We start from the raw sequence: 13399 nt of genomic DNA, 5'->3' as shown, positions 1-13399 counted from the left end.
ATTGAAGGGGCGGGGTGAATAAAGCGATTTATTTTATTCTTGCAGAAAGAGATTAAATGGTTGTGCCAATGCCGGGATTCAATATCCTCAGCCACCTTAATAGTGGTGGTTGCTGATTTTTTTTTGCGGACATTCGTGGCTTGCTGACCGATATCAGGACCGGATAAAGGGTATTCTGCGCCGCGCGAAGATATATGGTCTGTTGATGGTATACGGGGCATTCCTCAATCCCTAAGGCAACCCTTATTTAAAGAGTGTATTGGCTCAATGAATATCTTAAAAATCATGCCTTGTTTGCCCGGCAAAACGGATGGGCAAAAGGCAGTCTTACCATGCAACATGGTTAGCTGCTCAACTAACTATAGACAATCAGAGCTACAGACAATCAGAGTAGGAAAAAGTGGGCATTTCCTGCAACTGGGATGGCAGGAAATGTGGCCTATGCCCGGTGGGAAGAAAAATGACAGGCGCTGATATTCAGGCTCTATCGAGCACCAGGTAACTGAAAGTCAGTGGTGGATCATCTTCCGATTGAGTGTCTTCCCGGGAGACTTCCCGCCACTGCTGCTGGTTGATTTCCGGGAAAAAGGCATCACCGTCAAAACTTTGATACACCCGGGTCAGGTACAGCCGGTCAGCCTGATCAATTGCCTGTTGATAGATTTGTTGGCCACCAATGACCATGATTTCTTCGTTAGCGTTGATCGGGGCAGTAGCCTCAGCCACGAGAAGAGCCTCAGCCACGATAAGGGCTTCAGCCAGCGCAATCGCATCATCCAGGCTGTGAACTACGTTAACTCCCTCATGGTGCCAGTCATGATCCCGGGTAATGACGATATTGGTTCTGCCCGGCAGCGGCTTTTTCAGTGAGTCAAAGGTTTTCCGGCCCATGATAATCGGCTTACCCATGGTAACCGCTTTGAAGTAGCGCAGATCCCCCGGCAGATACCAGGGCATTTTATTATTGATGCCAATGGCATTATTGTCCGCCACGGCAGCTATCAGGGCCAGTTTCATCCATGTTACTCCTTTATTTGAACCACTAAGTTTTGGACCACAACACTTTGAATGACAAAGATCGGGGGGCACAAAGGCGAGGCTTTTGTCAGAAAGCCATATGCCTTTTAGGTAGAAAACTTAAACTCAAGGCTTCGGGTTAAATACGCCGACATTCTCATGCCCTTCTTCCCGGAGGTGCATGGCATGCAGCTGACTCATGACACCCCTTTCGCAGTAGAGCAGGTAATGACGGGCCTTGTCCAGCTCAGGGAAGCGTGTGCGAAGCTGATAGAAGGGAATGGTCACTACCTCTCGCCCGGGCATGGTAAATGGCTTTATCTCTTCTTCTGTCGGGTGACGAATGTCGATAATTACGTCACCCTGATGAACTTCATTAACCACTTCAACTTCTTCCCGGGTCAGGTCATCCGCAATGATATCGTGGATAGAGACCACTCTCCGGCTCTGGATAGCCTCTTCGAGGATATTGAAGTCAAACCGTGCTTCTTCTGCGGTAATTTTCTCTTCCCTGGCCCGGGTTGTGGGGTTTTTCGAGATAACCGCACAGTACTCCGGAATATTACGAACGAACTCCTCAGTACCGATTTGTATGGATATATCGATGATCGCCTGCTTATCCATGGTAATCAGAGGCCTGAGCACCAGGGCATCGGTAACCGAGTCAATTACCGCGAGGTTAGGCAGTGTCTGGCTGGAAACCTGACCAATAGCTTCGCCAGTGACCAGCGCAGCCATCTCCATCTCGCTGGCCACCTTACTGGCTGCCCTGAGCATCATCCGCTTGAGAATAACGCCCATCTGGGCGTTGTCCACTTTGGTCAGTATTTCTTCAACAACGCCCTCAAAGGGTACGGTAATGAACTTAACCCGGCGAGAAGAACCAAAGCGGTTCCAGAGGTAAAAAGCCACCTCTTTTACTGCCAGCTCATGGGCATGCCCACCCAGGTTAAAGAAGCAGAAGTGAGTTCGGATACCACGCTTCATGGTCAGGAAGCTCGACACCGTAGAGTCAAAACCGCCGGAAATCAGGGAGAGAACCGGCTCCTGAGACCCCAGGGGATAGCCACCCAGACCTTCTCCCCGCTTTTGGGTCATGAAATAGCGGTCATTCCTGATATCAATACGAACCGTTATGTCAGGGTTTTTAAGGCTGACCCCACTGGCCTCGGTCTGTTGGTTAAGGCCTCCTCCGACAAATCGCTCTACCTCAATGGACTGGAAATCGTGCTTACCCGTCCGGTTGCAGCGAACGCAGAATGTTTTGCCAGCCAGTGTCCCTGCATGAGCCTCGACGGCTTTTTCCAGGATATCGTCCAGGCTGACCAGCTTGTGTTCTGCAACCTGCAGCCAGTAGGCAATCCCCGGAATATGGCTTAACAGGTCACTGACCTCTGCCACCAGGATCCCATCATTGCTACTGGTGATGACTTCAATATGATCCCATACGCCCGAGACATCGATATTCTCATCCACGCGCTTAAGAATGGTGCGAATGTTTTTTCGCAGCATTTTGATAAAGCGTTTTCTTACCGGAGCACTTTTAATCGTGATTTCCGGAAACAGTTTGATGATGAACTTCATGGATCAGGAGACCTTGAGGAATAGTTGGAGGATTAGCTTGAGTAATAAAAAGCTGGCTGGATAGTCCGGGCAGGCAGGGCGGATAACTTAACCATTAATTAACGGCATATTATACCGAATAACCGGGTACTCTGGCACCCTTAAAGCACGTTGCTGGATAATCCTGGGGGTTTAAATGAGTGTTGCTCAGTGTTTACCTCTATGTAGACAAGTAAGGCTGCAAATCCCTTTTCAAAGGGGGTACACTCTCTGTCGCTGTTTTGTCAGATGGGTGTTGCAAAAAACGTTTGCACTTATTTGGTGCATTTCTGGTTTTTCTTGCACCTTATCGGGTGGACTTCTTCAAGATCTCGCGGTGTCGTGCATTGTTCAGGTGCTTGAGAGATGAGAACGGGTGTATTTTGAGTAGTCTGAAAATGATAGGGCGAACAATAACGTTGTGAACCGATCTGGTGTCTGGCTATTTTCTGGCCTTTTTTCAGACTTTTCACTGAAGAACACTTTTTTGTCCATCCCATCTGATTAAGGTTGTAAAATGTGGCATGGCTATTGCTAACGCCCCAGCATGTGTATTTCTTTAGCTGTTGCTCGTTGATGAGACCTGTAAGCAAAGAGATTGATCAGTAAACCGCCTGATCCGAATACAGTCGTTGCCAGTGCGGTGTTTGTCCGGTTTTTTTTGTCCGGTTTTTTTGTCCTCTAGAGGGGAAATAATAGATGTCAAAGACTCTTAGCCTGATTAAGGAACATGACGTTAAGTGGGTTGATATGCGCTTCACCGATACCAAGGGTAAAGAGCAGCACGTATCGATTCCCATTAGTGAAATTGACGACGAATTCTTCGAAGTCGGCAAGATGTTTGACGGTTCCTCTATTGCCGGCTGGAAGGGCATTAACGAATCCGACATGATTCTGATGCCAGATGACAGCACAGCGACCATCGATCCATTCACTGAGGCGGCCACCCTGAACCTGCGCTGTGATATCGTTGAGCCGTCCACCATGCAGGGTTATGAACGTGACCCGCGCTCTGTTGCCAAGCGTGCGGAAGAGTACCTGAAGTCCACCGGTATCGCTGACACCGCTTTCTTTGGTCCTGAGCCAGAGTTCTTTGTTTTTGACGACGTCAAGTGGAGTGTTGACATCTCTGGTGCTTCTTACGAGGTTAACTCTGAAGAAGCGGCCTGGTCTTCCAACGCCAAATTTGAAGGCGGTAACATCGGTCACCGGCCAAAAGTGAAGGGCGGATACTTCCCGGTGCCACCGGTTGACTCCCTGCATGACCTGCGTGCTGCCATGTGCGATGCCATGGAAGCACAGGGCCTGGACGTTGAAGTTCATCACCACGAAGTAGGAACTGCCGGTCAGTGTGAAATCGGTGTTAAATTCAACACCCTGGTAAAGAAGGCAGACGAAGTTCAGATCCTGAAGTACGCCGTGCATAACGTTGCTCATGCCTATGGCAAGACAGCTACCTTCATGCCGAAGCCACTGGTGGGCGACAATGGTTCTGGCATGCACGTACACATGTCTCTGTCCAAGAACGGTGAGAACCTGTTTGCCGGCGACGGCTATGCAGGTCTGTCTGAAGAAGCTCTGTACTACATCGGCGGTGTTATCAAGCATGCCAAGGCGATCAATGCGTTTGCCAATGCGTCTACCAACTCCTACAAGCGTCTGATCCCGGGCTTTGAAGCGCCGGTTATGCTGGCTTACTCTGCCCGTAACCGCTCCGCTTCTATCCGTATTCCCTACGTGAACAGCCCTAAGGCCCGTCGGATTGAAGTACGTTTCCCTGACCCGACTGCCAACCCATACCTGGCTTTTGCTGCCCTGATGATGGCCGGCCTGGACGGTATCAAGAACAAGATCCACCCTGGCGATGCGGCTGATAAGGATCTGTACGATCTGCCACCGGAAGAAGCGGCTGAGATCCCAACGGTTTGTTCCAGCTTTGAAGAAGCCCTGGCTGCCCTGGACGCTGACCGTGAGTTCCTGACTGCCGGTGGCGTATTCACAGACGACATGATCGATGGTTACATTGAACTCAAGAAGGAAGAGTGTCTTGCTGTTAGCCAGACAACTCACCCGGTAGAGTTTGATCTGTACTATTCGGTCTAAGCGTCTGTCTAAAGCGTCTTTAGCGGCGGAATAATCTGTTGTTTCACTTCAAGCCAGAACGAAAGTTCTGGCTTTTCTATATCCAGGGATGGCTGGTATTTCGCAAATACACGACTGTATTCATATAATAGGCAGATTTATGTAATAGGCAGAGTAGCCGGGAAGCAATTGTCAGTATACGTTTTCCCTGTTATTGCCTGTTAAAAAATATTGGCAACTATTAAGCTAACCGGTGCCCAACACGATATAAGTCGTGTAAGACTTCACCCAGGGCAAGAGGCTCATGAATATAAACAAGGCAATGGTTCGGTCTTTTCTGGCGGTTATTCTGCCTATAGTGTCCGTGGACTTTGTGTTTGGTGCCATCTACAAAACGGTGGATCAGGACGGCAATGTGATATTTACTGACTCGCGTCCTGCGGATCAGCCCAGCGAAGAAGTCAAGTTACGCCCGATTACGCCAATATCCCCAGTGCCGGGGAGAGAGTCTGAATCATTAAAATCTGCTCAAACAGTAAGTAGAGAGTTCTACTCCAGCCTGGAGATTATAGAGCCAGCCGATGATGCCACGGTGCGTACCCAGGAAAATTTCACGGTAAAAATTGCTACAGCACCAAAAATCCTTGCGGGTCACAAAGTACGCCTGCTGCTTGACGGCCAGATTATGGGGGAGTTCGGGCGAAAGTTAACCTTTGAACTCAAGAATGTGGATCGTGGAACCCACAACCTTACCGTGGAGATCATTGATAACCAGGCCAACGTCATTAAGTCTTCCAGCAATACGATCCATGTACATCGGACCATATACACTCCCGAAGTCTCTATAAACCCTCCTGCCTCCTGATGACACCAAAAAGGGGGAGAGTGAACACAGGCTTTCCCCTTCAATCACATCATTTTCAATCACATCATTGCCTCTAACTTTAACGCCATAAACCTGATGCTCTGATCATCGGAATGCACTATTATGGTGCGCGTAAAAGTTAAGTAAGCCGGAATTGACGTTTAAACATCTTCTGGGGTATGTGCATAGAGGTTTTGTTGCAAAAAAGTCTGGTTTTCTATCAAGGTGGTTTGATTTTTGCGTTCACAATACTCGATGCCATTTTCTTCAAAAATGAACGATATACCCAAAAGGTACGGGTATAAACGTAATAACAAGACCTGACCATGAAGCAGCTTTTATCGGGTTCTTTAGTAGAGACAACCCCTGAAACAGGAACAATGCAAAACATCGTTCTGGATAACCTGAATACCGTGGTGATAGTGCTCGACCGGGAGTTCAGGGTGATTACCCTGAATCCGGCGGCAGAAACCCTGCTCGACACCAGTTTGAAAAGGGTTCTGAACCAGCCGGTAACGACGGTGATTCCTGAAGAAAACTTCAAGGCTGACCTGGATCGCAGTCTTGGACAGAATCAGCAATTCACCCGCCGGGAAACCGACTTTCCCATCAATGGTGAGATGATTAACGTGGATTACAGCATTTCACCGATCAACTGTGGGGAAGCAAGGCTGCTTCTGGAAATCAATCCCCGTGACCGGCTCCAGAAAATTACCCGGGAAGAGTCGCTGATAGCCACGCAGGAAACCTCCAGAATTCTGGTCCGGGGGCTGGCCCATGAAGTGAAAAACCCCCTTGGCGGTATTCGAGGTGCGGCTCAGCTACTGGCCAGGGAACTGGATGGCCAGGGGCTTAAAGAATTTACCGATATTATTATCCGGGAAGCGGATCGGCTGTGTGACCTGGTCGACCAGATGCTGGGGCCTCTCCAGCCACCGAAGATGGAAGATCTGAATATTCACGAAGTGCTTGAGCGGGTGATGCAGTTAATCAATGCCGAAACCGGCGGAGAACTCAGGCTCCAGCGAGACTATGATCCAAGTATTCCCGACATACCGGGTGATTTTGAACGGCTGATACAGGCCATTCTGAACCTGGTGCGCAATGCCATGCAGGCTATTGACCAGGCGATGCTCCGTTGTGAAGGCCTGATCACGCTGAGAACCCGAATTGCCCGGCAGTTTACTATCGGTAGCCAGGGGCAGCGGCTGGTTTGTCACTTATCCATTATTGATAACGGGCCTGGCATTCCTCCTGATCTGATCGACAATATTTTCTACCCCATGATCAGTGGGCGTGCCGATGGAACGGGCCTGGGGTTACCCATGGCACAGTCAATCATCAGCCTGCATCAGGGGCTGGTTGAGTGTGAGAGTAAACCCGGCGAAACCATTTTTAACGTGTTCTTACCCATAATCAGAGAACCGCTATCGTTGGATATATCACAGGAGTGAAGTATGAGTTTGAATGGCTTGAAGGACGGGAAAGTCTGGATCGTGGATGATGATCAGGCGATACGCTGGGTTCTGGAGCGTGCCCTGAATTCAGCAGGTATCGAAACACAATCCTTTGATGCGCCGGAAAAAGTATTGGCTGCTCTGAAACAGGATGAACCGGCAGTGTTGATCAGTGATGTCCGCATGCCGGGCATGAACGGTCTGGCGCTTTTGAAGGCGGTTCATGAGCTGGCACCGGATGTGCCCGTTATTATCATGACGGCTCACTCTGACCTGGACAGTGCAGTATCATCCTACCAGAGCGGTGCATTCGAATACCTGCCGAAGCCTTTTGATATTGATGAAGCGGTAGCCCTGGTCAAGCGTGGTCAGGAACATCGCCAGCAACAACTGGCTGAGGCACAGGTTCCCCAGGCATCCCTGAAAGAAGAGGAGTCAACGGAGATTATCGGTGAAGCGCCTGCCATGCAGGAAGTGTTCCGTGCCATTGGTCGTCTGTCACACTCCAACATTACCGTATTGATTAATGGTGAATCAGGCACTGGTAAGGAACTGGTGGCCAGGGCACTGCACCGCCACAGCCCCCGGGCAGAGCGATCTTTTATTGCGTTGAATATGGCAGCAATTCCCAGGGACCTGATTGAGTCTGAACTCTTTGGTCACGAAAAAGGTGCATTTACCGGTGCCGGTGGCATGCGCCGTGGGCGTTTTGAACAGGCCGGTGGTGGCACCCTGTTTCTGGATGAAATTGGCGATATGCCCGCCGATACCCAGACCCGCTTACTGCGCGTGTTGGCTGATGGCGAGTTTTATCGCGTGGGTGGGCACATGCCGGTTAAAGTGGATGTGCGTATTATTGCCGCGACTCACCAGAACCTTGAAAAACTGGTGGAAGCAGGCAAGTTCCGGGAAGACCTTTTTCACCGGTTGAATGTCATCCGGTTGCATCTGCCAAAACTTCAGGACCGACGTGAAGACATTCCCAGGTTGGCACGTTTCTTTCTCGATAAGGCCGGTAAAGAGCTGGACGTTGAGCCGAAAGTTCTTCACCCGGAAACGGCCAGTTATATCAGCACCCTGGACTGGCCCGGTAATGTCCGACAGTTGGAAAACACCTGCCGCTGGTTAACGGTGATGGCCTCTGGTCGGGAAGTGCTGGTTTCTGATTTGCCACCCGAGTTGATGAATAAGGGGAGCAGTGACCTGGGGGCGGTAACCGGCTATGGCAGCTGGCAGCAACGGTTCCGCCAATGGTGTGATCGTGAGCTGGTGGCGGGCCGGGTCGGCATCCTTGATCAGGCAGTACCAGCTTTTGAAACCGTTGTTATTGAATCAGCACTGGCCCATACCGGTGGCCGTAAAAAAGATGCGGCAGAATTACTGGGTTGGGGCAGGAATACGCTTACCCGTAAGATCAAGGAACTGGGCCTGGAACCTTCAGCGCCTTTGATAGAGCCTTCAGCTCCTTTGATAAAGCCTTCAGCGCCTCTGATAGAGCCTTCCACCTGAGCGTTTGTACTTTTCCCACTGCCTGAATTCAGTATCCATGGATACAACACTCACTCCCGATATAAGGAAATCTGTCAGGACGTAAGGTAACAGGTTCCTGTTTCACACTGCCTATACTGAAAACAGAATGTAGCAGTAAGGCAGTAGCATCATGGAACGGACTCTATCTTTACGCCAGGGAATTGGCGTATTTTTTCTATTCGGTATATTTGCTGTCACATCGTTGACAGACGTTGAAGCAGCCACCCAGGGAAAGCTGGGTAATACCTCCACCGGCTCATTTTCTATCACGCTTATTGTTTACCCGTCATTGCAGTCTCAGGTTGCCATTGTGGATGAGGGTGCAACGGATGAAGACGGTAATCCGGTCATTATCCCGACCAGCACGCTGAGCTTTGATCGCCCGGTCTCCCTCTGTGTTTCAGGGCGAGGCTTAACCCAATTCAGCCTGGCTTCCAGCGGCGCAGACGGGGTTGATTTAAGAGTCTCTGAGCCAGCGGGAGAAACCTGGATTACAGATCAGCCCTCTGCCACGTTCGGTGTTGAAAAAGACTGTCTTAACAACAACCGAAAATTGATTGCCCAGCCATTAACCGGCTTTCAGGGATCAAATCAGCCGGTGACTTTATTGATTCATGCCGAGTAAGGGTAATTTTCAGCCAGCTTTGGCGGTAAAACCCATTTGAGATTATTTTTCGGGGCAACAGAGAATAGGGAGTATTGTTCATCCCTGGTCGTATCAAACTCGCTTAAGTCATTCAGTATGGACTGTTTGATGGTGAATTTGAGGAAACGCAGAAGTTCTTTCTTTAGGGTTTACAGGGAGGAGGGTGCGCCCCCCACCTCCCCCAGATAATCAATCAACGTGTCCATATTTAAGAGGATGCACGGTGGCTCAGGCTCCTGGGATAACCATTAATATCACCTAATGTCACCAAAGGATGCAGAAACCGAGTTTGATTCTATAATTTCCTAGCAGTATATCCCGCAGTCATCAGGTATGTTTTCCAACTCCCCATTTCTTGCAGCCTGTCAGGAATGCGGCATGGTTTCTCGAGTTCCCAATTTACTTGAAGATCAGGTCGCATCCTGTCCACGCTGTGGCAACTCGCTCGTTACACGAATTAAAGGCTGCCACAGCAAAGTATTTGCCTATGGTCTGGCGGCATTGATATTGCAGGGGGTTAGCTGTTTCTTTCCATTTATGGCAATAGATGTTGAGGGAATATCGCAGCAGGTCGCCCTGATTGATGTACTGGTCGTATTTTTCTATTTCAATAAGGCGGCACTGGCCTCTTTATTGCTGCTGACTATTATTTTTTTGCCCGCATTCTACTTGATGGGGTTGATGACCCTGTTTGCCATGGCCTGGTACTCAGCAACCTCGCAAACTTGCCTCGGTGATTCCTCATGGGTTAAGCGACTTTTTCGTTTTGTTTTTTGCGTTGAGCCCTGGCTGCTGGTGGATATTTTCTTCATTGGAGCGTTGATCAGTATCATTAAAATGGCATCTCTGTCTGATATCAGTATTGGTATGGCCTTCTGGACTTACTTTGTCTTTGCATTACTGGTGGTTAAATGTTCGCGCAAGGCCGACAGGCATTTGCTTTGCGCTTATCTTTTTGCACCGGTCAGCACCGGAGATGTTCAGCCTGGTGATAGTCACCTGACCGGTAATCATCTGGTCTGCTATTTATGCAACCAGATCAATCCTGTTACTGATAAAAAAGTCGATAGACTCACGCACTGTCAGCGCTGTCATTTTGGTCTGTATCCCTACAACCCCGGAAAAAGTATCCGACTTACGACAGCGGTACTGATGACGTCAATGATCTTTTACTTTCCGGCTAACCTGTATCCCATGATGTACACCACCAGTTTCGGTGACACTGACGGCTCCACCATCATGGATGGCGTGATATTACTCTGGAAGCTGGGCTCGTATCCGGTTGCGCTGGTGATTCTGACCGCCAGCATTATTCTGCCATTGACAAAGATGCTGATTCTGGTCCACCTGCTCTGGTACCAGCGCAGGCAGGAAGAAGAAGCCTTACAGGTTGTGCTTGAGCGATTGAAGCTCTATCGGTTTATTGAAGTCATCGGGCGCTGGTCGATGATTGATGTCTTTGTCGTCGCCATCCTTACGGCACTGGTTCAGTTTGGCGAGCTAATGCGGGTTACGCCGGGCAGGGCAGTGTTTTATTTTGCCCTGGTGGTGATATTTACTCTGCTGTCCACGCGATTTTTCGATCCGCGTATTCTCTGGAAAAATATTCCCTGTACCCACAGTGATGGCCATATGACTGCCAGAAACTGTCGGCGATTTGACAGACAGGAAGCGCTTTAATGGGTGAAGTAAAAGCAACGGCAACGACATCTCCAGACCGACGCTTTTCTCCCGTCTGGATCATTCCGATCGTGTCTTTGATTGTTGCCAGCTGGATGGTCTATCAGTACATGAGTCAGCAGGGGCCTGAGATCCATTTAATCGTACAGACTGCCGAAGGAGTGGTGCCTGACAAAACACTGGTTAAAGTGCGTAGTGTCAAAGTGGGGATGGTGACGGCCATCAAACTGAATCAAGACTACAGCCAGATTGACCTGACGGTTCGCATGGACAGCGGCACCGAACGCATGCTGCGCAAAGACAGTGCCTTCTGGTTGGTGAAGCCCCGCATTGGTACTGAAGGTGTGACCGGTTTGGAAACCCTGCTCTCAGGTCCTTACATAGAGCTGGAACCCGGCGATTCCAAAGAGAAGCGATCTGATTTTGTCATGCTCAGCGCCCCTCCCATTGCCGGGCCCAATATCCGGGGAATCCGGGTCATACTGGTGGCCAGTGAAGCGGGGAAACTGGCTATCGGCGATCCTGTCATGTTTGAAGGTTATGTGGTGGGGCGGGTTGAGAAAACCGGGTTTGATGTGGATAAGCACCAGGCCACCTACCAGCTGTTTATCTTCCAGCCCTATAGCGGCCTGCTCCGTACCCGAAGTCGTTTCTGGCTCAACTCAGGTATTGATATTAATCTCAGCGCCCGGGGGGTCAGTATCGACTTTGCTTCTCTGGAAACGCTGATTGCCGGAGGTGTTACCTTTGCGGTGCCTGATGGTTCCCCGGAGGGGGAGGTGTTGACTGCAGAAATACCCGAGTTTGAACTCTACGATAACCTGCCGGATGTCAGGGCTAACATGTATGAGAAGTTTATCCCCTATGCCATGTTGTTTACTGACTCCGTTCGAGGCCTCTCGCCGGGTGCTCCGGTAGAGTACCGTGGTATTCGCATCGGTACGGTAAAGCAGGTTCCTTTTGTGCTGAACGGCAAGGCTTCAGTGGCTACGATGAAAATTCCTGTTCTGGTCAATATCGAGCTTGAACGTATTGATCACCTGACGTCTTCCCGGGAAACCATTGACCAGTTTGAGCGAAGCTTTGCGAATGCCTTTGAAAATGGCCTTCGTGCATCCCTCAAAACGGCAAACTTTCTCTCAGGCTCTTTGTATATCGATATCAATTTTTACCCCGATGAAGTGCACTCATCCAAGTCTGACGAGACCAGAAAGTACTACGATTACAACGTATTCCCGACCATAGAGGGCGAGTTTGTTCTGTTGCAGCATCAAATTGAACATATTCTTGCCAAGTTCGAAAAACTGCCCATTGATAAGACTGCTGATTATTTGAATCAGACTCTGTCTCATCTTGATGGTGCGGGTCAGCAACTTCAGAAAACACTGAAGGATGTCGACAGCCTGCTGGCACAGAAAGAGACGCAGCAACTGCCACAGAGTGCCCATAAAACGCTGGCCGATCTGAGGTCTATTTTGAAAGGGTTCAGTCCCGGCTCGACCAACTACGCAGAAATTGCACAAGTGTTGTTACGCATCAATCAGGCGCTTGGGCAACTTGATCCGTTGCTCAGAACCTTAAACGAGCAGCCGGATGCCTTGATTTTTGGTGCAAAAGAAGTCGTGGACCCTGTCCCTGTCAAAGGAAGCAACCCATGAAAGTATTGCTCGTTGTCGCAATTATCGTGTCTTTGCTGGCAGGGTGTGGTGCGAAAGCTCCTCAGACAACAAGCTACCTTCTTACGCCTGTGCCAATCAAAGCGAGTGCCAGCTATAAGACTGCAGAACCCATCATTATGCTCGCGCCTGTTGGCATGGATAACCTTCTGGGCAGTAAAGGCATTGTCTATCAAACGTCGCCGACTGAGGCGGTGGTTGCTCAGCAGCATCTTTGGGCAGAGAGTATTTCGGCGCAGTTATCCAACCGTCTTCTGGTTGGGCTTCGACAGGGACAAACCCGCTACTGGTTAGTACCAGGCACTCCTCTGATGAATACGCCTGCCGTGGCAACGTTGCTGGTCAATTTTCAACAATTTAATGGCAATTACCAGGGGTATGCCGTGGTCACCGGAGAGTGGTCGTTACTGGATGGTCAGGGAGCGCTGCTTAAGTCTCAGCCTTTCAGTATCAACGAACCCCTGGACTCCAGGGGTTACACGGCGCTGGTTAATGCGCTGTCAAAGGCGACGGATAGACTGATCACTGAATTGAGTCGGGAGTTGTCAGGGATGGTCATAGTGAATAATCATCAGCAATGATCAGGTCTCTGGTGTTCGGGCAATACTCCATATATCAACACGTTCGACACCACTTTTTTTCAACAGTCTGGTAATCTCACTGACGGTGGCACCGGTGGTAACCACATCGTCGACCAGGGCAACGTGTTTCCACGGCGGTTTGCGGTTTAAAGTGAACGCATTGCGAATGTTTTTTTGCCGGGCGGAGGCATCCAGGCTTTGCTGTGGCGCACCGTAGATGGTTCTTTTAATCAACTGTCGTTCAATGTCCAGGTCTCTGATGC

The 13399-nt window shown here is 49.8% G+C and carries 11 protein-coding genes; 8 read left to right on the top strand and 3 right to left on the bottom strand.

Annotated elements, in window-relative coordinates; genetic code table 11:
• Window positions 1-477: 477 nt before the first annotated feature.
• On the bottom strand, window positions 478-1017 hold the full coding sequence (locus KDK13_RS15580) for a dihydrofolate reductase (protein ID WP_257285897.1): 540 nt from the start codon (window positions 1015-1017) through the stop codon (window positions 478-480).
• Between the two features lie 126 nt (window positions 1018-1143).
• Complete coding sequence (thiI, locus tag KDK13_RS15575) at window positions 1144-2601, bottom strand: tRNA uracil 4-sulfurtransferase ThiI (RefSeq protein WP_257285896.1); 1458 nt, start codon at window positions 2599-2601, stop codon at window positions 1144-1146.
• 717 nt (window positions 2602-3318) lie between these two features.
• On the opposite strand from thiI, the gene glnA reads away from it, so the two are divergent.
• From glnA to KDK13_RS15535, 8 genes are all read left to right on the top strand, one after another.
• Window positions 3319-4722 (top strand): glutamate--ammonia ligase, encoded by a 1404-nt coding sequence (gene glnA, locus KDK13_RS15570; protein WP_257285895.1) that lies wholly within the window; start codon window positions 3319-3321, stop codon window positions 4720-4722.
• A gap of 283 nt (window positions 4723-5005) precedes the next feature.
• Entirely contained in the window at window positions 5006-5566 is a 561-nt protein-coding gene (locus KDK13_RS15565) for a DUF4124 domain-containing protein (RefSeq protein WP_257285894.1), read from the top strand.
• A 380-nt stretch (window positions 5567-5946) separates the two neighbouring features.
• Window positions 5947-7020 (top strand): nitrogen regulation protein NR(II), encoded by a 1074-nt coding sequence (gene glnL / locus KDK13_RS15560; protein ID WP_257285893.1) that lies wholly within the window; start codon window positions 5947-5949, stop codon window positions 7018-7020.
• A 3-nt stretch (window positions 7021-7023) separates the two neighbouring features.
• Window positions 7024-8532: a nitrogen regulation protein NR(I) gene (gene glnG / locus KDK13_RS15555; protein ID WP_257285892.1), complete on the top strand. Its 1509-nt coding sequence runs from the start codon at window positions 7024-7026 to the stop codon at window positions 8530-8532.
• 151 nt (window positions 8533-8683) lie between these two features.
• Window positions 8684-9178, top strand: a complete 495-nt coding sequence (locus KDK13_RS15550; protein ID WP_257285891.1) for a hypothetical protein — start codon at window positions 8684-8686, stop codon at window positions 9176-9178.
• A gap of 354 nt (window positions 9179-9532) precedes the next feature.
• The gene (locus KDK13_RS15545; RefSeq protein WP_257285890.1) at window positions 9533-10879 is read left to right on the top strand and encodes a paraquat-inducible protein A; all 1347 of its coding nucleotides are present in this window, start codon (window positions 9533-9535) and stop codon (window positions 10877-10879) included.
• On the top strand, window positions 10879-12537 hold the full coding sequence (pqiB, locus tag KDK13_RS15540) for an intermembrane transport protein PqiB (RefSeq protein WP_257285889.1): 1659 nt from the start codon (window positions 10879-10881) through the stop codon (window positions 12535-12537). The genes KDK13_RS15545 and pqiB overlap by 1 nt, the downstream gene beginning before the upstream one ends.
• On the top strand, window positions 12534-13136 hold the full coding sequence (locus tag KDK13_RS15535; protein WP_257285888.1) for a membrane integrity-associated transporter subunit PqiC: 603 nt from the start codon (window positions 12534-12536) through the stop codon (window positions 13134-13136). Before pqiB ends, KDK13_RS15535 begins: the two co-directional genes overlap by 4 nt.
• Here KDK13_RS15535 and KDK13_RS15530 read toward each other — a convergent pair.
• Window positions 13137-13399: ComF family protein (locus KDK13_RS15530; protein WP_257285887.1), on the bottom strand; the 263-nt coding region annotated here is incomplete at its 5' end.

The organism is Endozoicomonas sp. SESOKO1 (assembly GCF_024606265.1).
Classification (GTDB): domain Bacteria; phylum Pseudomonadota; class Gammaproteobacteria; order Pseudomonadales; family Endozoicomonadaceae; genus Endozoicomonas.
Note: the sequence above shows the minus strand (reverse complement) of the source record. Positions and strands in the feature narration are given on the sequence as shown.

Excerpts from the sequence above, each read along its gene's own strand:
- KDK13_RS15565 (WP_257285894.1), top strand. The coding sequence starts at position 5,006 with ATGAATATAAACAAGGCAATGGTTCGGTCTTTTCTGGCGGTTATTCTG.
- glnA (WP_257285895.1), top strand. The coding sequence starts at position 3,319 with ATGTCAAAGACTCTTAGCCTGATTAAGGAACATGACGTTAAGTGGGTT.
- KDK13_RS15550 (WP_257285891.1), top strand. The coding sequence starts at position 8,684 with ATGGAACGGACTCTATCTTTACGCCAGGGAATTGGCGTATTTTTTCTA.
- KDK13_RS15580 (WP_257285897.1), bottom strand. The coding sequence starts at position 1,017 with ATGAAACTGGCCCTGATAGCTGCCGTGGCGGACAATAATGCCATTGGC.
- KDK13_RS15535 (WP_257285888.1), top strand. The coding sequence starts at position 12,534 with ATGAAAGTATTGCTCGTTGTCGCAATTATCGTGTCTTTGCTGGCAGGG.
- glnG (WP_257285892.1), top strand. The coding sequence starts at position 7,024 with ATGAGTTTGAATGGCTTGAAGGACGGGAAAGTCTGGATCGTGGATGAT.
- pqiB (WP_257285889.1), top strand. The coding sequence starts at position 10,879 with ATGGGTGAAGTAAAAGCAACGGCAACGACATCTCCAGACCGACGCTTT.
- glnL (WP_257285893.1), top strand. The coding sequence starts at position 5,947 with ATGCAAAACATCGTTCTGGATAACCTGAATACCGTGGTGATAGTGCTC.
- KDK13_RS15545 (WP_257285890.1), top strand. The coding sequence starts at position 9,533 with ATGTTTTCCAACTCCCCATTTCTTGCAGCCTGTCAGGAATGCGGCATG.
- thiI (WP_257285896.1), bottom strand. The coding sequence starts at position 2,601 with ATGAAGTTCATCATCAAACTGTTTCCGGAAATCACGATTAAAAGTGCT.